The sequence below is a fragment of the Snodgrassella sp. W8124 genome (genome assembly GCF_016100875.1).
GTDB lineage: Bacteria > Pseudomonadota > Gammaproteobacteria > Burkholderiales > Neisseriaceae > Snodgrassella > Snodgrassella alvi.
The window spans coordinates 1-23,107 of sequence record NZ_JACFRP010000001.1 but is presented as its reverse complement, the minus strand read 5'-3'; the positions used below and the strand labels follow the sequence as shown (position 1 = coordinate 23,107).

19 protein-coding genes and 2 tRNA genes are annotated in these 23,107 nt (G+C 42.0%); 9 read left to right on the top strand and 12 right to left on the bottom strand.

Annotation, left to right across the window (positions count from 1 at the left end; translation table 11 throughout):
* Positions 1-28 precede the first annotated feature (28 nt).
* Positions 29-724, top strand: a complete 696-nt coding sequence (locus H3U73_RS00100; RefSeq protein WP_078474978.1) for an OmpA family protein — start codon at positions 29-31, stop codon at positions 722-724.
* A gap of 130 nt (positions 725-854) precedes the next feature.
* Here the strand turns inward: H3U73_RS00100 and yidC are convergent, their stop codons facing one another.
* The 4 genes from yidC to rpmH are packed head-to-tail and all read right to left on the bottom strand — an operon-like array spanning position 855 to position 3,241.
* On the bottom strand, positions 855-2,513 hold the full coding sequence (gene yidC, locus H3U73_RS00095) for a membrane protein insertase YidC (protein WP_084549913.1): 1,659 nt from the start codon (positions 2,511-2,513) through the stop codon (positions 855-857).
* A 19-nt stretch (positions 2,514-2,532) separates the two neighbouring features.
* Complete coding sequence (gene yidD, locus H3U73_RS00090; RefSeq protein ID WP_084547360.1) at positions 2,533-2,742, bottom strand: membrane protein insertion efficiency factor YidD; 210 nt, start codon at positions 2,740-2,742, stop codon at positions 2,533-2,535.
* On the bottom strand, positions 2,739-3,098 hold the full coding sequence (gene rnpA, locus H3U73_RS00085; protein WP_025331542.1) for a ribonuclease P protein component: 360 nt from the start codon (positions 3,096-3,098) through the stop codon (positions 2,739-2,741). The genes yidD and rnpA overlap by 4 nt, the downstream gene beginning before the upstream one ends.
* An 8-nt stretch (positions 3,099-3,106) precedes the next feature.
* On the bottom strand, positions 3,107-3,241 hold the full coding sequence (gene rpmH, locus H3U73_RS00080; protein ID WP_004283944.1) for a 50S ribosomal protein L34: 135 nt from the start codon (positions 3,239-3,241) through the stop codon (positions 3,107-3,109).
* A 222-nt stretch (positions 3,242-3,463) separates the two neighbouring features.
* Here rpmH and dnaA point away from each other — a divergent pair, with 222 nt between their 5' ends.
* The 3 genes from dnaA to gyrB all read left to right on the top strand — a co-directional run bounded on the left by dnaA (position 3,464) and on the right by gyrB (position 8,905).
* Positions 3,464-5,086: a chromosomal replication initiator protein DnaA gene (gene dnaA / locus H3U73_RS00075; protein ID WP_198189748.1), complete on the top strand. Its 1,623-nt coding sequence runs from the start codon at positions 3,464-3,466 to the stop codon at positions 5,084-5,086.
* 15 nt (positions 5,087-5,101) lie between these two features.
* Positions 5,102-6,205 carry a DNA polymerase III subunit beta gene (dnaN, locus tag H3U73_RS00070; protein WP_084549915.1) on the top strand — a complete coding sequence of 368 codons (1,104 nt, stop codon included), beginning with the start codon at positions 5,102-5,104 and terminating at the stop codon, positions 6,203-6,205.
* Positions 6,206-6,514: 309 nt separating this feature from the next.
* Positions 6,515-8,905 (top strand): DNA topoisomerase (ATP-hydrolyzing) subunit B, encoded by a 2,391-nt coding sequence (gyrB, locus tag H3U73_RS00065; RefSeq protein ID WP_174834136.1) that lies wholly within the window; start codon positions 6,515-6,517, stop codon positions 8,903-8,905.
* A gap of 85 nt (positions 8,906-8,990) precedes the next feature.
* Here the strand turns inward: gyrB and H3U73_RS00060 are convergent, their stop codons facing one another.
* The 3 genes from H3U73_RS00060 to H3U73_RS00050 all read right to left on the bottom strand — a co-directional run bounded on the left by H3U73_RS00060 (position 8,991) and on the right by H3U73_RS00050 (position 12,193).
* Positions 8,991-10,223, bottom strand: coding sequence for an RtcB family protein (locus H3U73_RS00060; protein WP_198189746.1), 1,233 nt, complete (start codon positions 10,221-10,223; stop codon positions 8,991-8,993).
* Positions 10,224-10,268: 45 nt separating this feature from the next.
* Entirely contained in the window at positions 10,269-11,843 is a 1,575-nt protein-coding gene (locus H3U73_RS10595; protein ID WP_232336183.1) for a slipin family protein, read from the bottom strand.
* Between the two features lie 275 nt (positions 11,844-12,118).
* A tRNA-Trp gene (locus tag H3U73_RS00050) sits at positions 12,119-12,193 on the bottom strand.
* 318 nt (positions 12,194-12,511) lie between these two features.
* On the opposite strand from H3U73_RS00050, the gene rtcR reads away from it, so the two are divergent.
* Positions 12,512-14,143: an RNA repair transcriptional activator RtcR gene (rtcR, locus tag H3U73_RS00045; RefSeq protein WP_198189744.1), complete on the top strand. Its 1,632-nt coding sequence runs from the start codon at positions 12,512-12,514 to the stop codon at positions 14,141-14,143.
* Positions 14,144-14,222: 79 nt separating this feature from the next.
* Here the strand turns inward: rtcR and H3U73_RS00040 are convergent, their stop codons facing one another.
* Positions 14,223-14,564, bottom strand: a complete 342-nt coding sequence (locus H3U73_RS00040) for a MerR family transcriptional regulator (RefSeq protein ID WP_025331549.1) — start codon at positions 14,562-14,564, stop codon at positions 14,223-14,225.
* Between the two features lie 75 nt (positions 14,565-14,639).
* Between H3U73_RS00040 and H3U73_RS00035 the strand changes: the two genes are divergently transcribed.
* Entirely contained in the window at positions 14,640-15,044 is a 405-nt protein-coding gene (locus H3U73_RS00035) for an EthD domain-containing protein (RefSeq protein ID WP_198189742.1), read from the top strand.
* Positions 15,045-15,139: 95 nt separating this feature from the next.
* Here H3U73_RS00035 and galU read toward each other — a convergent pair whose 3' ends face one another.
* The 4 genes from galU to ampD all read right to left on the bottom strand — a co-directional run bounded on the left by galU (position 15,140) and on the right by ampD (position 20,478).
* A complete protein-coding gene (gene galU, locus H3U73_RS00030) occupies positions 15,140-16,012 on the bottom strand; it encodes a UTP--glucose-1-phosphate uridylyltransferase GalU (RefSeq protein ID WP_025331551.1) in 873 nt (290 codons plus the stop codon).
* Positions 16,013-16,018: 6 nt separating this feature from the next.
* Positions 16,019-18,445 carry an NAD-dependent DNA ligase LigA gene (ligA, locus tag H3U73_RS00025; protein WP_198189740.1) on the bottom strand — a complete coding sequence of 809 codons (2,427 nt, stop codon included), beginning with the start codon at positions 18,443-18,445 and terminating at the stop codon, positions 16,019-16,021.
* 91 nt (positions 18,446-18,536) lie between these two features.
* Positions 18,537-19,787 carry a cell division protein ZipA C-terminal FtsZ-binding domain-containing protein gene (locus H3U73_RS00020; RefSeq protein WP_198190317.1) on the bottom strand — a complete coding sequence of 417 codons (1,251 nt, stop codon included), beginning with the start codon at positions 19,785-19,787 and terminating at the stop codon, positions 18,537-18,539.
* Positions 19,788-19,893: 106 nt separating this feature from the next.
* The gene (gene ampD, locus H3U73_RS00015) at positions 19,894-20,478 is read right to left on the bottom strand and encodes a 1,6-anhydro-N-acetylmuramyl-L-alanine amidase AmpD (RefSeq protein ID WP_198189738.1); all 585 of its coding nucleotides are present in this window, start codon (positions 20,476-20,478) and stop codon (positions 19,894-19,896) included.
* A gap of 285 nt (positions 20,479-20,763) precedes the next feature.
* Here ampD and H3U73_RS00010 point away from each other — a divergent pair.
* The 3 genes from H3U73_RS00010 to H3U73_RS10590 all read left to right on the top strand — a co-directional run.
* Positions 20,764-20,839 (top strand) — tRNA-Phe (locus H3U73_RS00010).
* 266 nt (positions 20,840-21,105) lie between these two features.
* Entirely contained in the window at positions 21,106-21,687 is a 582-nt protein-coding gene (locus tag H3U73_RS00005; RefSeq protein ID WP_078474964.1) for a hypothetical protein, read from the top strand.
* A gap of 1,108 nt (positions 21,688-22,795) precedes the next feature.
* The coding region (locus tag H3U73_RS10590) for a hypothetical protein (protein ID WP_232336182.1) at positions 22,796-23,107 on the top strand (312 nt) is incomplete at its 3' end.

Here is a 23,107-nt window from a genome sequence, read left to right as displayed (position 1 = left end):
AAGCTTATATTCAAGAGAAGGAGTAAGTATGACTATTATGAAACCACTGGCTGCACTTGCAGCCGCTACCACCCTTGCTTTAACCGGTTGTGTTACCGATCCGTCTACCGGTCAGTCTCATGCCAGTAAAACAGCAGTATATGGTTTAAGTGGCGCTGCCGTATGCGGCATTGTCGGCGCGATTACTCATAACAGCCGCGGTGCACGTAATGCAGCACTTGGTTGCGGTGCTATCGGAGCCGGTATTGGCGCTTATATGGATTATCAGGAAAAACTGTTACGCCAGAAACTGGCTAATACCAATGTCGAAGTTCAGCGTGAGGGTAATCAGATCAAACTGACTATGCCTGAAAATGTGACATTTGCAACCAATAGTTCAGATTTAAGTGGCGCGGCTACCTCTTCTCTGTCATCGGTGGCTGAAGTACTGGCTAAATATGTAGATACTACCATCACTATTGCCGGATACACTGATAGCACAGGTAATGACAGTATTAACATCCCGTTATCACAGCGCCGTGCACAATCAGTTTCAAATTTCCTGACTTCCCGTGGTGTTGCTTATAACCGTATCAGCGCTAACGGATACGGATCTGCCAATCCTATTGCCAGCAATGCAACTGTTGAAGGACGCGCACAAAACCGCCGTGTGGAAATCCGGTTAAATCCGGTACAGCAGGCTCAGACTACAACCACTCAGCAAACTACAACCTATGTTCAGTAATTACTGAATATGCCTGATTGATTACTACAGCAGCTTCTGCGGTTAGACAATTAAAATTTGGTATGTATATTCAATCAAGCTGCAAATAAAAAAAGCACTTCAACATGAAGTGCTTTTTTTCAGACTATATTTATATATCCAGTGAGCGATGCAGTTTGGCCTGTCGCTCAATACGCTTATTGATAAACCATTGCTGAGCCAGAGTCAGAATATTATTCGTCAACCAGTAGAGAACCAGCCCTGCCGGGAAGAAGAAAAACATTACTGAAAAGGCAACTGGCATGATTTTCATCATTTTCGCCTGAACCGGATCAGTTGGCGGCGGATTCATAAATGTTTGCAGATACATAGTCAGTGCCATGAGCACAGGCAGAATAAAGTAAGGATCCTGACGGCCTAAATCAGTAATCCAGCCAATCCATGGAGCTCCGCGCAATTCTACCGAAGCAAACAATGCCCAATACAAACCAATAAATACCGGAATCTGCAGCAACATAGGCAGACAACCGCCAACAGGATTGATTTTTTCCTTTTTATACAGCGACATCATTTCCTGCTGCATACGCATACGGTCATCACCGTACTGATCTTTCAATGCCTGCAAACGCGGAGCCACAGCACGCATCTTGGCCATCGATTTATATGAAGCATGTGTCAGCGGAAACAGAATTGCTTTGACAGTAAGAGTAAGCAGAATAATCGCCCAGCCCCAGTTCTGTACCAGACTGTGCCACCAGTTCAGTAGCCAGAATAAAGGAGAAGAAAACAACGATACTTTGCCGTAGTCTTTAATCATCTGCAAATGATCAGCTACTTTAGTAATGACAGAATAAATCTGCGGACCGGCATACAGGGAGATACCGAAACTGCCAGTGGAGTTAGCACCAATATCTTTCAACGGTACTCGTACGCCGGCAGAATACAGACTATCACTGCGTTTTCTGATATCTATCTGGCAGTCACTGGTACCACAAACACTGTTACCTTCTTTCGGCTGCAGAATCCAGGTAGTCATAAAATAATGCTGGGTCATACCAATCCAGCCGGTATTGGTTTTACGCTGATAATCTGCCTGATCACGACCAGAGGTATAATCACTGTCAAGATCTTTAAAGGCTACTTTTTCAAATTTACCATTCGGGGTATACAGTACCGGACCAGTATAGGTGTGATCGAAATAGCCTGTACCTTCAGGTTCCTTATCATCTCGCAGCACCCGATAAGCCACATCCATTTGTAATGGCTGAGCATTGTGATTGGCAATTTCATAGCGCAGCCCGATCAGGTAACTGCCTTTAGTAAACGTATAAATTTTACTAACCTGTACACCGTTTTGTTCGGCAGCGGTCAGACGCACATCCAGTTTGTCACCATTAAGCGTGTACTGTTTTTGCGCAGCTGTAAATGTCAGGTCTTTAAACTGATAATCACCCTGACGGTTTAATAATATCGACTGGGCAACATACTGATGGCCATTTGCACCATTATCCAGCAATACAAAAGGCTTGCTGGCATCACTGGTAGCCTTGTATTTATTGAGAGTTAGCTGGCGTAAATCGCCGCTTTTTTCATCAATAACAGCCTTAACAGTATCAGTAGTCACTGTTACCGGCTCCGTTTTATTCAGGGCACTCTCGGCAACAACACCAGTAGAAGAAGTATTGCTATTACTGGTGGATGATGTTTGTTGTGCAGCTGGCTGTTTTTCGGGTTGCGGGTATAATTTTTCCCAACCCAGCAAAATTGCCATGGTCAGCACAAAAAATATCAATAATCGTTTGAAATCCATAGTGTATTCCGTCTACTCGCTAAGGAAGAGGGTCATGACCGCAACCACCCCATGGATGACAGCGGCAAATACGCTTTATCGCCAGCCAGCTACCTTTCATTACCCCGTATTTTTGCAGCGCCAGTACGGCATATTGCGAACAGGTTGGATTGTAGCGGCAGCGCGGTGGTAACAGCGGGCTGATGGCATACTGATAGAACCGGATCAGACCCAGCAATAAATATCTCATTGCGAAGATGCTTTACACCTGTCAGCTGTAATAAGCAGCTGCTGTAAAGTCCTGACTACGCCAGCGTACTCAGCATGCCGGAACGGCTGGCGTACACGAATGATTATATCTACCGGCGGCAATTCATGCTTATGCAGGCGAAACCATTCGCGTATTAAGCGCTTCATATAATTGCGCCGGTTAGCACGTCTGGCAACTTTTTTGGCTACTATCAGCCCCAAACGCGGGAAACCTAAACTATTGCGCGCCTGAAAAACCTGAATCCAGGCACGGCTTTTTTGGCAACGTAATGCAAAAACGGATGAAAAATCATCCGTTTTTAATAGGCGATATTTTTTGCCAAAATGATAATCCATTCTTGTTCTTACACAGCCAAACGTTTACGGCCTTTGGCACGGCGGGCAGCCAGTACAGCACGTCCGCCACGGGTTTTACTGCGAACCAGAAAGCCATGAGTGCGTTTGCGGCGGGTAACGGATGGTTGATAAGTGCGTTTCATAATTTATTCCCGAATTAACTTTAAATAAAACGTAGCATTACACAACAAGAACAGCACTTTGTCAATCAATATAATCTGTAGCAAAGCTTTACGGGAGCTGTGCTGGTATAAAGTGCAAATCATGGTCAGAAATTTGTTTATTGCGTATAATTAGCATAATAGGCACTTATTGTTTCCAGCCTTCAGCCAGCTCCGATTGACAGATAAATTTAAGCTTCACGAATGACCCTGACAGAATTTTGGCCTCAGTGCCTATTGCAATTAAAACAAAGCTTACCTTCTCAGCAATACCAGATGTGGATTGCACCATTAACTGTGGGCGAAGAAAATGGCAACTGGGTTATTTTTGCGCGTAATACTTTTACCTTCAATCATATCCGCGAGCGTTTCTGGCCGGCTATCGAAAGTGCCAGACAATCTGTTCTGCCAGACGGCAGCACACCATTAATTCTGAAAATCGGACAGGGACTATCTCTGCAGGCTGCCACTGAGGCAATACCGGCAGGAAACAATTCACCGGTCAAGACTGCAGAACCAGTCATAAATGTCGCTGAACAGCCGGCTGATATTAAACCGGATTCAGTTAATACCAATAAAATTCATTCTGAAGTTTCAGCCAAACCACAGACAACGGCAAAACGTACCGAATCTGCTCAGGACATTATTGCCAAACGCCTGCGAAACACCCAGACCAAAAGCGCAAGTGCTACTGCCGAAACAAAAGAAAACAGCAAACAGACCGCTACAGAAAAACCTGAGGCTGGCGAATCAGTGGCCACCTCTGATTCAGCACATGAAAATGGTAAAAAATCCCGCTATACTGATACCAACCTTAACCCTGAACATACTTTTGCTGCTCTGGTACAAGGTAAAGGGAACCGTCTTGCTCACGCTGCTGCGCTGTCGATTGCAGAAAATCCCGGCAATAGCATGTACAACCCGTTTTTTATCTATGGCAGTACCGGTCTGGGTAAAACCCACCTGGTACAGGCTATTGGCAACCAGCTGTTTGCCACCGACAACAAAGTAAAAATACGCTATATTCATGCTGATGAATTCATTCGCGGCATCATGAATGCATTCCACGCCAAATCTTTTGATGCCATGCGCCAGCAATATCAGCAGGTAGACTTACTGATTATGGATGACGTACAGTTTATTGCCGGTAAAGACCGTACCATGGAAGAGTTTTTTTACGTCTATAACCATTTAATTGACGAAAAAAAACAAGTTATCCTTACCTGTGATACGCTGCCTACTCATATAGACGGCATGGACGATCGCCTGAAATCCCGCTTCTCATGGGGGCTGAGTCTGGAACTGGAACCGCCGGAGCTGGAAATGCGCGTAGCCATTTTGCAGAAAAAAGCTGAGATGGCTCAGGTGAAGCTTGAGGACGAAGCTGCATTTTTTATTGCCAAACATATCCGTAGTAACGTGCGTGAACTGGAAGGTGCATTCAAGCGAGTAGTAGCACAAAGCCGTTTTGCCAGCCGCCCGATTGATGTAGGGCTGGCTACTGAAGCATTACAGGATATTCTGGCTGTTAACCATAAACCCATGACCCTGGAACACATTCAGAATACGGTAGCAAAATTTTATGGGATTACCATTAGTGATATGGTAGGGAAAAAACGTACCCGGAATCTGGCCCGACCGCGCCAGATGGCCATGACCCTGGCAAAAGAACTTACTCCGCTTAGTTTACCCGCTATTGGCAGCGGATTTGGTGGCCGCGACCATACCACAGTCATGCATGCGGTAAAAAGTATCTCCAAACTCCGCAAGGATGATGCTGAAACAACCAAAGCGTATGAAACCTTAATGATGATTTTGCGAGATTAAACCAAGGAACAAAATATGCTGATATTACAAGCAGAACGTGACAGTTTACTCAAACCGCTGCAGGCAGTAACCGGTATTGTAGAGCGTCGTCATACATTACCGATATTATCTAATGTATTACTGGAAAACCATCAGGGGCAAATCAAGATTCTGGCAACCGATCTGGAAATTCAGATTGATACCATCGGCCCCAAAAGCGAAGCAGAAGATTTTCGCATTACCACCAATGCCAAAAAACTGCAGGATATCCTGCGGGCTTTACCGGTCGGCGCAATCGTTTCTCTGGACTGGAATAACAACCGTCTGGTGCTGAAAGCAGGCAAAAGCCGTTTTAATCTGCAAACCCTGCCGGCAGAAGATTTTCCATTAATGAGTGTGGGCGAAAATATTGATGCCAGCTTCAGCCTGCCACAGGAAACATTTCGTGAAATGCTGTCTCAGGTGCAGTACAGCATGGCCATTCAGGATATCCGCTATTATCTGAATGGTCTGCTGATGCAGACAGAAGGCAATCAGCTGCGTCTGGTTGCTACAGACGGACATCGTCTGGCCTATGCAGCCTGCAATATAGAAGCCGATTTACCCAAAGCAGAAGTTATTCTGCCGCGTAAAACTGTGCTGGAACTCTTTAAACTGCTTACCTTTCCCGAACAGCCGATCACTATTGAACTGCTGAACAATCAGGTACGTTTCCGTTGTAATGACACCATTATTGTTTCTAAAGTCGTGGATGGTAAATTTCCGGATTACAACCGGGTTATTCCACTGGATAACGATAAAATCTTTCTGGCCAACCGTACCGAGCTGCTGGGTGCACTGGAACGCGCAGCCATTCTCGCCAATGAAAAATTTCGCGGTGCCCGCCTGCAAATCCAGCCCGGATTACTGAGCGTGACCTGTAACAATAACGAACAGGAAGAAGCTCGTGAAGAGCTGGAAATTGCTTATCAGGGAGATACACTGGAAGTCGGTTTTAATATCAACTATCTGATGGATGTATTGCGTAATTTACATGCAGAAGATTTACAACTTGCTTTTGGTGATGCAAACCGTTCAACACTGTTTACCATCCCGAACAATCCCAATTTTAAGTATATAGTTATGCCTATGCGGATTTAAACATCCATGCACTCTTAAATCCGGTTACTGCCGTACGCCAGCTTTCTGTTTTTAATAGCTCAGTCTGGTTTACGGCAGTTTATTATTTACAATCAGCATTCTTATCTTCCAATAAACATCAGATAAAACATCATCTTAAATATAGCACAGGGCTGAAAAAAAACCGATTTTATGCTATAATAAGTTTTTGGTTTATTGCCCTCAAACAGGCCTGTTATACAGTTATACCACTAACGTTTTTTATAATTAATAACAGTTATAAATGACCTTTAACAGCATAACCGCTGCCAAGTTTAGTAAAGAATTCTTATGATAGATCAACACCCTGAAGATTACAGTGCCGACAGTATCAAAGTATTAAAAGGTTTGGATGCTGTTCGCAAACGTCCCGGTATGTACATTGGTGATACTCAGGATGGCACGGGTTTACATCATATGGTATTCGAAGTTCTGGATAATGCCATTGATGAAGCACTGGCCGGATACTGTGATCATATTACCGTAGCAGTTAATGCCGACAACTCCATTACTATTGAAGACAATGGCCGTGGCATTCCTACCGATATGCATCCGGAAGAACATCGTTCAGCAGCTGAAGTAATCATGACCATTCTGCATGCCGGCGGTAAGTTTGATAACAACAGCTATAAAATTTCCGGTGGTCTGCATGGTGTAGGGGTCTCTGTAGTTAATGCACTTTCTGACTGGCTCCGTCTGACCATCTACCGAAATCACAAAGAACATTTTGTAGAATTTCGTCACGGGGATGCTGTTGCTCCGCTGGCTGTTGTCGGTGATACCGACAAACAGGGTACACGCGTCCAGTTTCTGGCCAGTACCGAAACCTTTGGAAATATCGATTACCATTTTGATATTCTGGCCAAACGCATCCGCGAGTTATCTTTCCTGAACAACGGCGTCAGTATTGAACTCTTTGATAAACGTGATGGCAAACACGAAAACTTCGCATTCAGCGGTGGTGTAGCCGGCTTTGTACAATACATGAACCGGAATAAAACGGCTCTGCACAATAAAGTTTTCTATGCCAATGGTGAAAAAGATGGCATGAGCGTGGAATGTGCCATGCAATGGAACGACAGCTATCAGGAAAACGTGCAGTGTTTCACCAATAATATTCCGCAACGTGATGGCGGCTCCCATTTAACCGCCCTGCGTCAGGTTATGACCCGAACCATCAACAACTACATTGAAGCCAATGAAGTTGCCAAAAAAGCCAAAGTAGATACTAATGGCGATGATATGCGTGAAGGTTTAACCTGCGTATTGTCTGTTAAACTGCCTGACCCGAAATTTTCTTCACAAACCAAAGACAAACTGGTTTCCAGTGAAATAGGTCCCGTAGTGAATGAAGTGCTTGGTAAAGCCTTGTCTGAATTTCTGGAAGAAAATCCTGCAGAGGCCAAAATCATTACAAGCAAAATTGTTGATGCCGCGCGTGCACGTGAAGCAGCGCGCAAAGCACGCGAAATTACCCGCAGAAAAGGGGTAATGGATGGTCTGGGGCTGCCGGGCAAACTGGCAGACTGTCAGGAAAAGGATCCTGCTTTATCAGAATTGTATCTGGTCGAAGGTGACTCGGCAGGCGGTTCTGCCAAGCAAGGCCGTGATCGTAAATTTCAGGCCATTTTGCCCTTAAAAGGTAAAATCCTGAATGTAGAAAAAGCCCGTTTTGAAAAAATGCTTGCCAGTCAGGAAGTTGGTACTTTAATCACTGCACTGGGTGCCGGTATAGGCAAAGAAGAATTTAACCCGGAAAAATTGCGTTATCACCGCATAATTATCATGACCGATGCGGATGTAGACGGCGCGCATATCCGTACCCTGTTGCTTACCTTCTTCTACCGGCAAATGCCTGAACTGGTTGAACGCGGTTATGTGTATATTGCTCAGCCACCATTGTATAAAGTGGAATATGGCAAAAAAGATAACTACCTGAAAGACGAGTTTGAAAAAGATCAGTTCATGCTCAGTCTGGCACTGAATAATGCTCAATTAATTATTGGCGAAAATACTCTGGAAGGTAATGCTCTGTCCGAAATCGCCAAACAATTGATCCTGGCACAAAGTATGATTGCGCGTGAAAGCCGTATCATTGACAACAATGTACTTAATTCCCTGCTTCTCTGGAATGAGAATCTGGATTTAAGCACTGTAAGCAGTGCAGAAAAAGCTGTGCAAACATTAACCGCTCTGGTTAATGACGACAACCTCAAACTGGAACGCATCGGTGCAGATGATGAAGTACAAATGATTAAAATTACCCGTCAATTGCATGGGAATCATATGGTCAGCTATCTGGATCAAAAATTTGTTGAAAGCCGCGCCTATCAAATTATTCGGCAGACAGCGGCCACTTTAAGCGGTATTGCTGACGTACCAATTGAAGTCATCAAAGGTAATATGACTACCACTGTAACCGGCTTTGCCCAGGCACTGGAATTACTGATGGATTTAGCACAGGAAAAAATTAACATTCAGCGTTATAAAGGTCTGGGTGAAATGAATCCCGAACAATTATGGGAAACCACGATGGATCCTTCAGTACGCCGTTTGCTGAAAGTCAAAATCGAAGATGCGATGGCAGCAGATGATGTATTTGTTACCCTGATGGGCGACGAAGTTGAACCCCGTCGTGCATTTATCGAAAACAACGCTCTAAATGCTCAGGTTGATATTTAGTTTTTAAATACCTGAAAAAGGATGGCATTGTCTGCCATCCTTTTTTCTATACAAAAATATTCTGCAGTTGATTATCTGGATAATATCAACCCTTAACACAGATAACCTGACGTAACTGGTGCTTGATTTCCACCAATTCCTGTTGCGCCTGCATTACTGCGTCAATATCCTTATACGCCATAGGAATTTCATCAATAACCTCAGCATCTTTACGGCACTCTACATGAGCCGTAGCCTGCATCTGGTCAGCAACAGTAAATTTCCGTTTAGCTTCACCACGACTCATAACTCTGCCTGCACCGTGAGAACAGGAATGAAAACTTTCTGCATTCCCTCGTCCCTGCACAATATAACTTTTTGTTCCCATAGAACCCGGAATAATTCCCAGTTCACCTTCTCGTGCAGAAACAGCCCCTTTACGCGTAACAAAAACATTCTTACCGAAATGGTGCTCTTTCTGTACATAATTATGGTGACAGTTTACAGTTTGTAAATGCGTAGTAAACGGCACATTGATTACTTTGCGTATAGCAGCGATAGTATTGTGCATCATCACTTCACGATTTAAACGGGCAAATTCCTGTGCCCAGTGCACCGCTTTCAGATAATCATTACAGTATTCGGTTCCTTCTACTAAAAACGCCAGATCATTATTAGGCAAATAGGTATCAATGAAATATTTTTTCATTTCCTTTTTAGCCAGCTCACTGAAATATTTACCTATTGCACGACCAATACCGCGTGAACCACTATGCAGCATTATCCATACGCGATCACACTCATCCAGACAAACTTCAATAAAATGATTACCGCCGCCCAAGGTTCCCAAATGACTATAACTATTCGCTTTTAAAAAACACGGATATTTACTGGTCAGTTTTTCAAATCCGGGCAAAAGCTGCTGCCAGTACTCCTGTACAATCGGTGGCGGATTTTGCCAGCTTCCTTTATCGTACTTTTCATTATTGAGAGTGGAACCATGCGGTACCGCCTTTTCTATAGCCAGACGTAATGACATTAAATCTTCCGGCAGATCCTGGGCGGTGAGTGACAGCTGTACAGCCATCATTCCACAACCAATATCCACGCCGACAGCAGCCGGAATAATCGCACCAGCAGTCGGAATCACACTCCCGATAGTAGAGCCTTTTCCCAGATGCACATCTGGCATAACCGCAATATGCTTAAAAATAAAAGGTAATTGTGCAGTTTCGAGCAATTGTTTTTTAGCCACATCTTCTACCGGCACACCTTTTGTCCACATTTTTACCGGACGTGTTTTATTTTCTTTTAATACTTCAAATTCTTGCTTTTGCATTTTTAACTTCCATTATTTTTTAACCAATTAATTAGCGGATGTACGCTATTGCGCCTGAATATTAATCAAACCATGCAATAACTGATCCAAACCGCCTACAACCGAAATCTTATCGATTCGTTCAGCAATTCTTTCCAGTGTTTCCATTTCTTTTAAGCGTAAAGCAACCGGATTATTTTCCATTACCCGGGCTGTATTCAGTAAGGAACGGGTAGCAGAAGTTTCTTCCCGCCGGCGGATAACATTCGCCTGTGCGGATTTTTCTGCTTCTACTACTTGTGCCAGAATGGTTTTCATGTCTCCCGGTAAAATAATATCTTTTACGCCAACACTGACCGTTTCGATTCCATAGCCCGTCATATGTATCTGCATATGAGCGTTCACCACTTCGTCGATTAAATTTTTGTTTTCCAGCAATTCATCCAGACTGCGAGTACCAATTGCTTCCCGTAATGCAAACTGTAATTGCCGGTACAATAACTCCATTGGCTGCGCAATTCTGGCAAACGCCTTTAACACATCGGTGTAACACCAGCTGGCTACCAGATTAATACGCAGATTGACTTTATCCCGGGTTAAAATTTCCTGACCGGATATTTCCACTGTCTGCAAACGTGTATCGACAATTTCAACACTGATTTCACGATTAAAACGCCAGTAAGCAGTAATACCTGCATTAAGCAGCTGTTCTACTTTACCATTAACTTTTAATACGCCAACATGATATGCTGGTACCTGTGCAATCAATACACTACTATCGCCAGTCACTTCTTTTTTACGTAATTTTGGCTGTAACAGCTGCTGTACCATTTGCTCAGAAAGCTGAAAATCGTCAGTCAGCTCAATAAGCTGCATATGCTGTTTGCAGTTATTCTGCCAGTACAATCGTTTGGTTCCCGGAGGCAGAATTTCTACCAGTAAATCATCTTCAAAACGTAAACCGGTCTGATTAGCACCTACCTGCATCTGAATACAGAATTGTGCCATCTGCTGTGGGGCATTTTGTTCAATTGTTGCCGCCAGCAAATCATCAATACGGTTATCCTGTAGTTTGAATTTACCCAGAACTAGCTTATGTTTGAATTCACACAAACCAATTACGGATTTAGGTGGAATAATCTGTACAAACTGATTATCAACAAACAGCGTACCAATTTGCTCATCGATAAAATAATGCAGTTTGATGTGATCGATACCTTCAATTAATCTGCCGGTATTTTTTGCCTTAATAATTTCCATAGCAACTTCATCAGACAACCGGTACCCTTGCTCCAAAGTTACTTTTTTAATTGCCTGTTCTTTATAACTCTTCCAGTACAATGCTTTAGTAGAGGGTTGAATAATCTCTACCAGCATTTGTTCTTCATAACGCAGCACAATCTCATTATCAGCCACATTGACATAATGACAATATTTTTCTACCAGCTGCGGATAAAAATTGAGCAGTTTTTCCGCGATAGCCGGTTCAATCTTAGTATCAGCTAAATCCACCAGATAATGAGTAATGTTGACAAAAGGATTCCAGAAAATATGCCGGCCTGCGGTAACAATAGTATTAATTTCACCGCGTTTGGTGACAACGGCCAGCTCACCTTTTTTCACATTAATTATATTCAACATATTAAATCTCCTTTTATGGCAGCCAGCAAAGAGAAGAGACACAATCAAACGGATTAAGTAACGAAATAACAGGGGAAAAACTGATATCTTTAAACATTCAACTAACTGCTTATGGCTCATCAATTTTTTGCCTGCTATCCGGTTTTTTTACCCGGACAGAATCATTAATCCGTTTATTCTGTGCGGTTAACCGGTTTTTTTCGTGTCTTAGCTTTACTGCTTTGCTTATTTCCCTTTACTGGCTGGTATTGCTCAAACAACAAATTATTACAATATGGCTTTTGAAACAGGAGTCGAACCCGTGACAGATTGGTTTGGTACCAATTGCTCTACCTCTGAGCTATTCAAAAATTTTCCATCGGAAGGAAACGTCTTTCATACCGGGGAATACATGTTGATAATGCGAATAAATCAGTCTTTCGATTAATTTAATTCCATTCGCTATGTACCCTACTGCCGTAAAAAACAGTATGTATTTCAGACAATATCCTTATTGCAATTACCGTACCAAGTTCATAAATTTCTAAAATAAAATAATTAAAATATTGTTTTTAAAATAAAAATAAATAAATAAATTTATTTTCAATAAATTATTTTTAGTTTTATTTTCGTATTTTTTATAAAATATTATATAATTTTATTTAATTTTATATAACTAATAATAAATAATGGACAAGAAAAATATCGTATTCAGTTTTTTAGGCAATGTACTTGACCAGCGGGGCAAAGGAAAAAAACGCTGGACACGCTGGCGCCCTACTATTGATATCTGTAATCATCCGGAATGGCCGATCTATCGTCTGGAACTGATTTATCACACTCAGGACAGCAAACTACTCGAAGAAATTATTCTGGATATTAAAACCATTGCCCCGGATACACAGGTTAATCCGATTCCGGTTCAGATACAGGATCCATGGGATTTTGAAGAGGTGTATACCTGTTTACTGGATATCGCCAAAAACTATACTTTTAATAATGAACAAGAAAATTATTATCTGAATATTACCACCGGCACCCATGTAATGCAGATCTGCTGGTTCTTACTGGCAGAATCACGTTTTTATCCTGCTAGACTTTTACAATCATCGCCGCCAGCCAGACCGTCTGCATCGCCAGAAAACCTTGCCGCAGAACCTATAACAAACCCGCCACTGTGCCCCAGCGGACAAATAAATATAATCGACCTGAATCTGAATCGTTACGACCAGATTCTGACCCGCTTTCAGCAATATGCTACCCAGGCAACAGAACTGCTCAAATCAGGTATAGCGACAAAAAACCGGCATTACAATCAGCTAATCAGCGAAATAGAACAGGTTGCCAGCCGCTCTCATGCGCCTATTTTGCTATGCGGCCCCACTGGTGCCGGTAAATCTTTTCTTGCCCGGCAAATTTACCGGCTTAAACTGAACCAGCATCAGATTACCGGACAATTCGTAGAAATTAACTGCGCGACTCTAAGTAGCGATAATGCCATGTCTACACTGTTCGGTCACATCAAAGGTGCTTATACCGGTGCCAGTCTGAGCAGAAACGGCTTACTCAGACAGGCGGATAATGGCGTTCTGTTTCTGGATGAAATCGGAGAACTGGGGCTGGATGAACAGGCTATTCTCTTAAAGGCGATTGAGGAAAAACAATTTTATCCGCTAGGTGCAGATAAACTGGTATCCAGTAACTTTCAGCTGATTGCCGGAACCAACAAAGATTTAAAACAGGCAATTATCCGCGGTACTTTTAGAGAGGATTTATACGCACGTATCAATTTATGGAGTTACCAGCTACCGGGACTTGCCGAACGTAAAGAAGATATCGAACCGAATATTGATTTTGAGCTGGCACGATTTGCGCAGGAGTACGGTACCATGCCGCGTTTTAATCAGCAATCCAGAGACCGTTATATTCAGTTTGCCACATCGGCTATGGCAACATGGCCGGGTAATTTCCGTGAGCTCACTGCTTCCATTACCCGTATGGCTACTTTATCCATACAAGGAAATATCACTCTGGAACAAGTTGAAAATGAAATCCGGCGTTTACAGATACACTGGCAGCAAGTAACTTTTTCTGATGCGCTGATTCCGGCTGAAATTGATGAATTTGATCGGTATCAGCTGGAAAAAGTCATTGAAGTATGCCGGAAAAGCCGAACTTTATCCGAAGCCGGCCGGTATTTGTTTGCTGTATCCAGAGCACAAAAACAGCGCGCCAATGATGCAGACAGACTGAAAAAATATCTGGCCAAATTTGATTTAAGCTGGGAGCAGATAAAAGACAGCATCAGTAAAGGCAATTAACGCTATTTCCTGCCTGTGATCATTATTTCTTATTTGAGTTCCAGCAGCTATTATACGAAATAAAATACACAAAAACACATTATTTATTTATCATATTAAGCAGACGAGTTCGTGTTTGTATTAATATATCTATTTGTTGTTCAATCTTTTCTAAGGTCAGATTAATATTTTTCAGGTAAATTTCACAAGGCTCAAATTTACTGTTTTGCTCATGCCAGCAAGGCAGTATTTGCCGGATAATTTTTAACGAAAAACCGGCATTATTGAGCTGCTGAATCAATTTTACCCTTTCTACATCTGCCTGCTGGTATTCACGGTATCCGGATTGTGTACGGGCAGGTGTCAGCAATTTTTCCTGTTCATAATAGCGCAACATTCTGGGGCTGATTGCACTTTTTCTGGCTAATTCACTGATTTTCATTTTTACTCTGTTGACTTTAACACTACTGTGAAACTTTATCATTATTCGCACAACCCACAAACTGAAAGAAAGAAAATGATTAAGTTAACCATGTTAGTAAAACGTCTGCCCGATATTACTTATGAAGAATTTGACCAATACTGGATCGAGCATCATGCTCCGCTAGTGGCTTCCGTGCAAAACGTTTTAAATATTACCCGCTATGTACAAACCATTCCGCACCGTTATCCCGGGCTGGATAAAATAATACAGAACGGGCGTCAGTCTCAGAATTTTGTTTTTGACGGTATGGCTGAAATATGGTGGCAGAATCTGGAAAGCATGCAGAAAAACCGGTCTTCACCAGAAGCCGTAAAGGCATTAAACGCATTAATGGAAGATGAAAAGCGCTTTGTTGATCACACACAATCAGTTGTCTGGTATGCAACAGAACGCCTGATTATTAGCAACACTAATTATCAGACAATGCCATTGCGCTGAAGCAGAACCCCAGGCAAAAAACTTGCCTGCCGGCAAAACAGCAGGCAGGCAAATAACAAAACTGGATACATTTACGTATGAATTCCGGTATTGCGTTAACACACCATGCGCTGCAATAATTTTTTAAAATCTTCTCCTACCAGAGGATGTTTCATACCATAGGCCACTGTTGCTTCCAGATAACCAAGCTTATCACCGCAATCATAACGTCTGCCGGCAAAAGCATACGCAATCATTTTCTGTTCAGTCAGCAACCGTGCAATAGCATCAGTCAGCTGAATTTCTCCACCAGCACCCAGCGGTAAATTAGTCAGAAAATCAAAAATTCGTGCAGACAAAATATAGCGCCCAACCACACCCAGATGTGAGGGTGCTTCATCCGGATGTGGTTTTTCGACAATACTCTTTACATAATCAAAATCATTCTGATGATTAATCTCGACAATACCGTAAGCACCCGTCTGCAGCGGATCAACATTTTCTACACCAATGACATTACAACCCGTATGGTAATACGCATTCATCATCTGGCTCAACGCACCTGGGTGTGCATCAATCAAGTCATCTGCCAGCACCACAGCAAAGGCTTCTTTACCCACTGCTGCCCGACTGCATAAAACCGCATGCCCCAACCCCAGTGCGGCCGGCTGGCGAATATACAGACAAGTCACATTGGGCGGCAGAATATCCTGCACAAAATCAAGCAATTTATTCTGATTGCGGTAAGCCAACTCTGTTTCCAGTTCATAAGCCTTATCAAAATGATCTTCAATACAGCGCTTATTCCTGCCGGTAATAAATACCAGTTCAGTACAGCCAGCAGCAACAGCCTCTTCTACCGCATACTGAATCAGTGGTTTATCCACTATCGGCAACATTTCTTTCGGGCTGGCTTTAGTAGCCGGTAAAAACCGTGTCCCCATACCGGCCACCGGAAAAACACACTTACGGATTGGTTCAGCTTTCATTCAGATTTACTCTTTAATTCCCAGCATAGTCATTAATGCAGCCTGATCCAGTATAGTAACACCAAGTGCCTCAGCTTTGGATAGCTTGCTGCCCGCCTCTGCTCCGGCCACCACAAAATCAGTTTTTTTCGATACACTGCCGCTCACTTTACCACCGGCTTCTTCAATATGCTGCTGTGCCACATCACGTGACCAGTCTGGTAAAGTACCGGTTAACACAAAAGTTTTACCGGCTACAGCTTCATTAACCGATGACGTCTTTTCCTCCGTCTCTCCGCTAAGCAGCTGTTCACGTAACTCAATTGTCTTTTGCAGTAATTCATGATTTTCAGGCTGGCTGCACCATTTCTGCCAGCTTTCCGGCAAGGCTTTATCAGTTAACAGTTGTGACCAGTCCTTACCCGCCAGTTGCCACAGCTTCTGTGCCCGCGCTTCCGTTAAACTAGCGCAGGGTAAACGAGCCAGTATCCGCTCAGGAGTAAAGTATTTACCCAGCGGTGTGCGACGTGTTTCTGTCTGCGGTTGCACACCGGCATCAAGTAATTCCTGCAATTGACTGGTCTGATCTTCCTGACTGAAAAAATAGGCTACCGAATGTGCTACCACCTTACCGATATCCGGCAAGCAGGCCAGTAACGGCTCAGTAGCCTGAGTAAGCGTAGCCAGATCACCGAAAGCCTGTGCCAGCTGTTTTGCTGTACGCTCACCAACATGAAAAATACCCAAAGCATAAATTAAATTAGCCAGAGGACGCTGCCGGCTGGCCTGAATACCGGCCAGAATATTTTCAGCCCATCTGGATGGCAGCTGTTTGCCTGCTTTATCAGTTGCAGATAATTCCAGTTCATTTGTCACCGACTCTGCTGAGCTTTCTCCTGCTTCCTGTTTAGCCTGCTGTTTCATTGCCAGCAAATCGGCCAATTGCAAATGATAAACATCAGCAAAATGACGGACTTTGCCCTGTGTTACTAACTGTTCAATCTGCCGGTCACCGAGATTTTCAATATCCATGGCGCGACGTGAAGCAAAGTGAATTAGCGACTGCACCCGCTGAGCATGACACAGCATTCCGCCACTGCAACGAGCCACTGCTTCGCCCTCTTCACGGACAATTTCATGACCGCAAACCGGACAATTTTCTGGCATACGGAACGGCGGATATTTCGGTACAGCTTCAGGCGGAGTAAGCAAATCTGCCGCCGGTTTTTCCACCATTGGACGCTGTGCCAGCACCACAGATACAATTTCAGGAATAACATCTCCGGCACGGCGCACAATAACCGTGTCACCCTCACGTACATCCTTGCGCTGTGCTTCACTTTCATTATGCAAAGTTGCATTGGTAACTGTAACACCACCTACAAATACCGGCGTCAGCCGTGCTACTGGTGTTACTGCACCGGTACGTCCCACCTGTACATCAATAGCCTCTACCGTAGTCAGCATTTCCTCTGCCGGAAATTTTTGGGCAATAGCAAAACGCGGAGCACGGGCTACATAGCCAAGCTGCTCCTGCAGAGCCAGATTATCCACCTTAATCACTACACCATCGATGCCAAACGGCAAATCTGCACGTATCTGAAAAATATGCTCATAAAAAGCCAGCACTTTCCCAATATCAGCCTGATAGCACAAATTATCCTGTGGCGGTACAGTCAGCCCCAAACGAGCCAGCAATGCCAGCTCTTCGCTGTGGCTATTTACCGCAAAACGCTCATCCAGTCTGGCAATTCCGTAGGCATAGAAATGCAAGCGCCGGCGTGCCGTTATTTTCGGATCCAGCTGGCGTAAACTGCCAGCCGCTGCATTACGCGGATTGGCAAAAGTTTTCTGATTTTCCGCCTGCTGATGTGCATTAAGCCGGTCAAAATCGGCTTTAAGCATCAGCACTTCACCGCGTACCTCCAGCACATCCGGTACCTGATCACCCTGCAGACGCAATGGAATATTAACAATAGTGCGCGCATTCTGAGTAACATCCTCGCCGGTATATCCATCTCCGCGCGTAGATGCCTGTACCAGCAGACCGTCACGATACAACAAACTGATTGCCAGACCATCAAACTTTGGTTCAACAATATATTCAGGCTCAACACTAAGACCATCACGTACCCGTTTATCAAAAGCATACATCTCACTATGGTCGAACTGATTATTATCATTCAGTGGTGAAAATGCATTGTTCAGTGACAGCATCGGAATCTGGTGCACCACAGCAGCAAATTTTTGCTGTGCCTGCCCGCCTACACGTATACTCGGGCTGTCCGGCTGCCGCCATTGCGGATATTGCTCTTCCAGAGCCTGCAACTGGCGAAACAACCGGTCATATTCCGCATCCGGCACAGTAGGTGCATCCAGATCATAATACTCATGCGCATAACGATTGAGCAGAGCGGTTAAATCAATAATTTGCTGTTCGCTTACTGAATCCATTACAGCTATCCTTCAGGAAAAGGAAAAAGAAATGGCAAACCCCGTTCTGCGGCTTGCCATCTCTTTATAAATTTAAAATATTCAGGCAATATCAGGAAAACAGTCTTTTGGCCAGTTCACTTCCCGGCTCCAGATCAACCTGCTTCATTTCCTTTTGCCGGTCAACTACATAGCGGCGTACCTCACGCAACCACTCTGTGGATAACTCTTCCACTTTATCATTAACCAGATCCAGACCCAGCTGACTGGATAATTTCACAGCCATATCCATAAACTGATCAAAACATTTCTCGCCGTTTGGTATATGTACTATATCAAACAACATACTGAATCCGCGATAATTTTGATTTGCTAACAAAGTAGAGGTAAAAGGTGTGTTATCCAGCGTAACAATATTAAACAAAGGCTCGCCATCAGTATCAGCATAAAAAAATGCACCATCATGCCCCAGCTCAAAGCCCTGTTTCTCAACCGCAGAACGCAGTTCTGTTCCGCTGACATTTGTACGTGATACCAGATGAATCGCAATTGTCTGGTCAACCCTTGCGCATAAATCATCCAGTGGACGCGCCACATCCAGAAAAGTATTAATATCCGTTAACAGCAGCTGACCATCCATCTGCTCGGCGAAACGATTGGCCTGTTCGCCAAAATGCGCCAGCTCTTCATGCGTAAGCAGACCACTGCGGCTGATTGCCTGCAGACCAACCACAAAACCCTGATAATAAACACTGGGAATCGGTTCAGCTATCTGGTAACGGTCATCCATCGTACAGCCCACCAGCCGGAAACGGGAACGGCTGCTCAATCGCGGCATTGCATGTAATTCTTTCGGCTGATACAACGCAATATAGGCCAGATAATCAAAACGTACATCAAACCATGGTAGCGGCTGTTTAGACATGTCCCGCACATCCAGCAAAGCTTTACGCCCCTTTACCGGAACCGTGCGTGATAATGGCGCCATATCAATATGTGCTGCTGAATTTTCCGGTGCTGCAACGTTATCAGGAGCAGAAGATGCCGCTTGCGCAGCAGACACATTCTCTTCTTCAGAAATTGTGTCATCAATAACTTTTTCATCAGTGGCCGAAGTCTCAGATTGTTCGGCGGATGAATCATCAGTTTTATTTACTTCCTCAGCCGGCGGCACAGTTTTAGTATTCATTACAGACTGTGCCTCCGCACCATCCCGTACTGAATTTACCTGACTGTCCAGTAAAGCGTCTTTATTAGCATGCCCGAACTGTTCGCGTAATTGTTTGCGGTATTGGCTTTCCTGATAAATATTATAGGCCAGTACCAACAGAATAATCGCAGCACCTATCACCAGCACAATCATTACAGAATCACTCATTACATTCCTACCAGACAATTTGCGAAAACCGCAACTTAATTAACAGTTGAATGGAATTATAACTAAAAATACCCCTGCCGGCAGCCATAAACTACAAAAGCCACTGATATTCTGTCACTATCGGCAAACCATTACTGCGCAGCATATCCCATTCAAAAAAATGCCCCGGATCCGACTTTCGCCCCGGTGCTACATGCTGATGGCCGGTAATCGCCTGAATCGGATAATGCGCACACAGCATCTGCAATAACGCATACAACTGCGTATACTGAGATGGCGTAAATGGTTCGAAATCACAGCCTTCAAGCTCAATTCCGATCGAAAATGCATTACAGCCATCCCTGCTGTTAAAACGTGATATCCCGGCATGAAAAGCTGCGTCATCACAGGAAACAAACTGAATTATCGTTCCGTCCCTCTCTAGCAGAAAATGGCTGGATACCCGCAATCCGGTTAATGAACGCATAAAATCATCCGGTTCAGCAGCATCAATCTGATTAGTGAACAAACGCTGTACTGCCTGCTGCCCGTATTCAAACGGCGGTAAAGAAATATTATGCAATACCACCAGCGATACCTTAGTCTGTGCCGGACGCCGGCTGAAATTCGGTGACGGTACATGAATACATTGCTGTAACCAGCCATCTTTCCATACCGGCTTTTGTTCGCCCTGCATCCTCTTCACCCTTGTAATAAAAGTGTTTACCTTAATACAGCTCTTATCCGGCGTCTACTTTTTGTGAAGAATCAGACAGAAATCCAAGATAAGCAATCGTTTCCTGTGTGTATTCTGAAAAAAGAAAAAAACGACCTTATTAAACATATAGAATTTCAAAATCACACTTGTGCAACTAGAAAATAACTAATTTTTCCAACAAATAAACAGCGACATAGATAAGAGAACACAGAAAACACTTGCCAAGCCGGCATATATCTGGTTTAATGCGCACTCTTCCCCGATGGCCAGATAGCTCAGTCGGTAGAGCAACGGACTGAAAATCCGTGTGTCGGCAGTTCGATCCTGCCTCTGGCCACCATTAATAACCGCTGAATGCGGTTATTTTTTTGCCTGCAAAAACCATTTTCATAAATACTCAATTTAAATTTGGGTTTACCATTACTCAACACTAACCCAAATTATCTATACTAAATTAATGTATCATACAAACAGCTTTAACAAAAACACACTGGAAAAAGTTATATATAATATTGAAGGAAATAATTTTCCAGATCAGAACACAATGAGATAAATTTATAGTATTCCTAAAGAATTTAATGAAATTTCCATAAGGAAAATAATAATATGAAAAATTTTATGTATATCCTGATTATTTTACTAATGATACTGTCTGCCTGCAGCACTCAAACTGCAAAAGCACAGACTAGTAATAAACAAAATTTAATAAATAATTCTTTTAATGGAGAAAAATTGTTATCAAATAAAGAATTTGTATTATCTGTAAATAGAACTTGTGATAATACAGAATCTAAATTATGTACAGTCGGGAAAATAAAAAAAGATTATTTTAGTAAATTCAGTAATCTGAATAATGATGAAATAATTATATCGAAACTAAAAGATAATATTGTATTAAAATTGAAAAAAGAAAAAAGAAAAAAAAATCAAAACGAATTTTCCATGGTAATTAAATTAATTTCATACAAAAATAATAAAAAGGTAGACTCTATAATATGTTATGAATCCAAAAACGATCCGAATTATAGTACAGCTTCAGAAAAATTATACTATCTGAAAGACTATTATTTATGGACATTAATTTTTATTTATGATTTAGAATCAACAACGGCTTTTGATTGGAATAAATATAAGATTAATCCCAGAACCGGAAAATTTGAATTAATAGATAACTTAAAACTAGAGTAACTTCACGATACACCCCAATAAAAAACTTATCTCAACAGCAAGCATTAACTTGTATTTTTCAGGCAATAAGCTTTGCAAAGATTGAAATAAATAACAAAATAATCTAATTATTAAAGTATAAAATGGAGATAAAGTTGCTCAGTATCATTTAGCTAATTTGTTTTTTATCGAAAACATTAATGAAAATTATAATGATAAAGTTTTATTAGTATCAACAACCTGCAGAACAAAGATATGCAGATGCTGAATTTGCTTAATCAGTTATTTACTGGAAGCCTCAGCATCTATCAACAATCAATTATTTAGTTAGAAAAAACAGCAAAACAAAATTATATAAAATCTCAATACAATTCTAGCATAATTTATTGATTTTAAATTGGTACTGAAACAGACTGTTCAAAAACATTATATTTTCTAAAAAAAGACTGAACAAACTGATATACCTACCCAAGTTGAATCAGGTAATTTTTACTTAACGAATAATGAGTTGGATCCTGAATTAGAAAACTATAAAAATAGTTTTATTAGCATGAAACAATAACAGAAAAAATAATACTTTTGTTCAATTTAACTTAGGTTTTTTTATTATTCAAATTGCACAATCAAATTACCAGCAAACATTATTATGGCTTAATCAAACTAGCAAAAATATATAACTGATATTTATCGGCAGGCTTCAGATGAATATGATCAAAACTCATCATTCAAATAAATAACTATTTGATTGATTATAAGATAAAGTTAGATATTGCCAGAGCTTCAATCCATCTTTGCAAAATAACAGAATGCTTAGACGCACATGTATATGAATGGCTTTTGTATAGCAAATACCGTCTCTGTTCACTGACCGGAACTATACCAAATCCTAATATTTTTAGGTGTGGCTAAATTATATTAAATAAATACTTATACCGAAAACCGGTTTCCGCCAAGCGTAGGACAATTAGAACTATAGCTTACCTATAAAACTATCTATCTTGAATACAAGAAAATTATCAATATAACATAAAACTGTTTTGTATATTATAAAGCTAAGATAAAAACAATCCTTCATATTTTTATCTTATTTTGCTATTATTTAATATTAATAATTTTAAAATTATTGACAATGAAACATCTTATTCAGCAGATTATATTACTTATTTTCTACCTGGTATTCATTGACTTTGTACAAGCAAGTCAAACAAGTGTTTGTCACACCGACTCTCCTTATTATGATTTGTTGGTTGAAAAGGACGGCATATATCTGCAAGAAACAATGAAAGCTGAGAACAAAATTAGTTACATATCACAATCAAAAATACGCTTAAAGGAGATTACAGATAAAGGCGCCCAGATTATTTCTGATGATGGTAACAAGATACTTGTATTATCTAATGCAAAATACTATTTTATACGTAAACCCTTATATATAAAAATC

Excerpts from the sequence above, each read along its gene's own strand:
- H3U73_RS00100 (WP_078474978.1), top strand. The coding sequence starts at position 29 with ATGACTATTATGAAACCACTGGCTGCACTTGCAGCCGCTACCACCCTT.
- yidC (WP_084549913.1), bottom strand. The coding sequence starts at position 2,513 with ATGGATTTCAAACGATTATTGATATTTTTTGTGCTGACCATGGCAATT.
- yidD (WP_084547360.1), bottom strand. The coding sequence starts at position 2,742 with ATGAGATATTTATTGCTGGGTCTGATCCGGTTCTATCAGTATGCCATC.
- rnpA (WP_025331542.1), bottom strand. The coding sequence starts at position 3,098 with ATGGATTATCATTTTGGCAAAAAATATCGCCTATTAAAAACGGATGAT.
- rpmH (WP_004283944.1), bottom strand. The coding sequence starts at position 3,241 with ATGAAACGCACTTATCAACCATCCGTTACCCGCCGCAAACGCACTCAT.
- dnaA (WP_198189748.1), top strand. The coding sequence starts at position 3,464 with ATGACCCTGACAGAATTTTGGCCTCAGTGCCTATTGCAATTAAAACAA.
- dnaN (WP_084549915.1), top strand. The coding sequence starts at position 5,102 with ATGCTGATATTACAAGCAGAACGTGACAGTTTACTCAAACCGCTGCAG.
- gyrB (WP_174834136.1), top strand. The coding sequence starts at position 6,515 with ATGATAGATCAACACCCTGAAGATTACAGTGCCGACAGTATCAAAGTA.
- H3U73_RS00060 (WP_198189746.1), bottom strand. The coding sequence starts at position 10,223 with ATGCAAAAGCAAGAATTTGAAGTATTAAAAGAAAATAAAACACGTCCG.
- H3U73_RS10595 (WP_232336183.1), bottom strand. The coding sequence starts at position 11,843 with ATGTTGAATATAATTAATGTGAAAAAAGGTGAGCTGGCCGTTGTCACC.
- rtcR (WP_198189744.1), top strand. The coding sequence starts at position 12,512 with ATGGACAAGAAAAATATCGTATTCAGTTTTTTAGGCAATGTACTTGAC.
- H3U73_RS00040 (WP_025331549.1), bottom strand. The coding sequence starts at position 14,564 with ATGAAAATCAGTGAATTAGCCAGAAAAAGTGCAATCAGCCCCAGAATG.
- H3U73_RS00035 (WP_198189742.1), top strand. The coding sequence starts at position 14,640 with ATGATTAAGTTAACCATGTTAGTAAAACGTCTGCCCGATATTACTTAT.
- galU (WP_025331551.1), bottom strand. The coding sequence starts at position 16,012 with ATGAAAGCTGAACCAATCCGTAAGTGTGTTTTTCCGGTGGCCGGTATG.
- ligA (WP_198189740.1), bottom strand. The coding sequence starts at position 18,445 with ATGGATTCAGTAAGCGAACAGCAAATTATTGATTTAACCGCTCTGCTC.
- H3U73_RS00020 (WP_198190317.1), bottom strand. The coding sequence starts at position 19,787 with ATGATTGTGCTGGTGATAGGTGCTGCGATTATTCTGTTGGTACTGGCC.
- ampD (WP_198189738.1), bottom strand. The coding sequence starts at position 20,478 with ATGCAGGGCGAACAAAAGCCGGTATGGAAAGATGGCTGGTTACAGCAA.
- H3U73_RS00005 (WP_078474964.1), top strand. The coding sequence starts at position 21,106 with ATGAAAAATTTTATGTATATCCTGATTATTTTACTAATGATACTGTCT.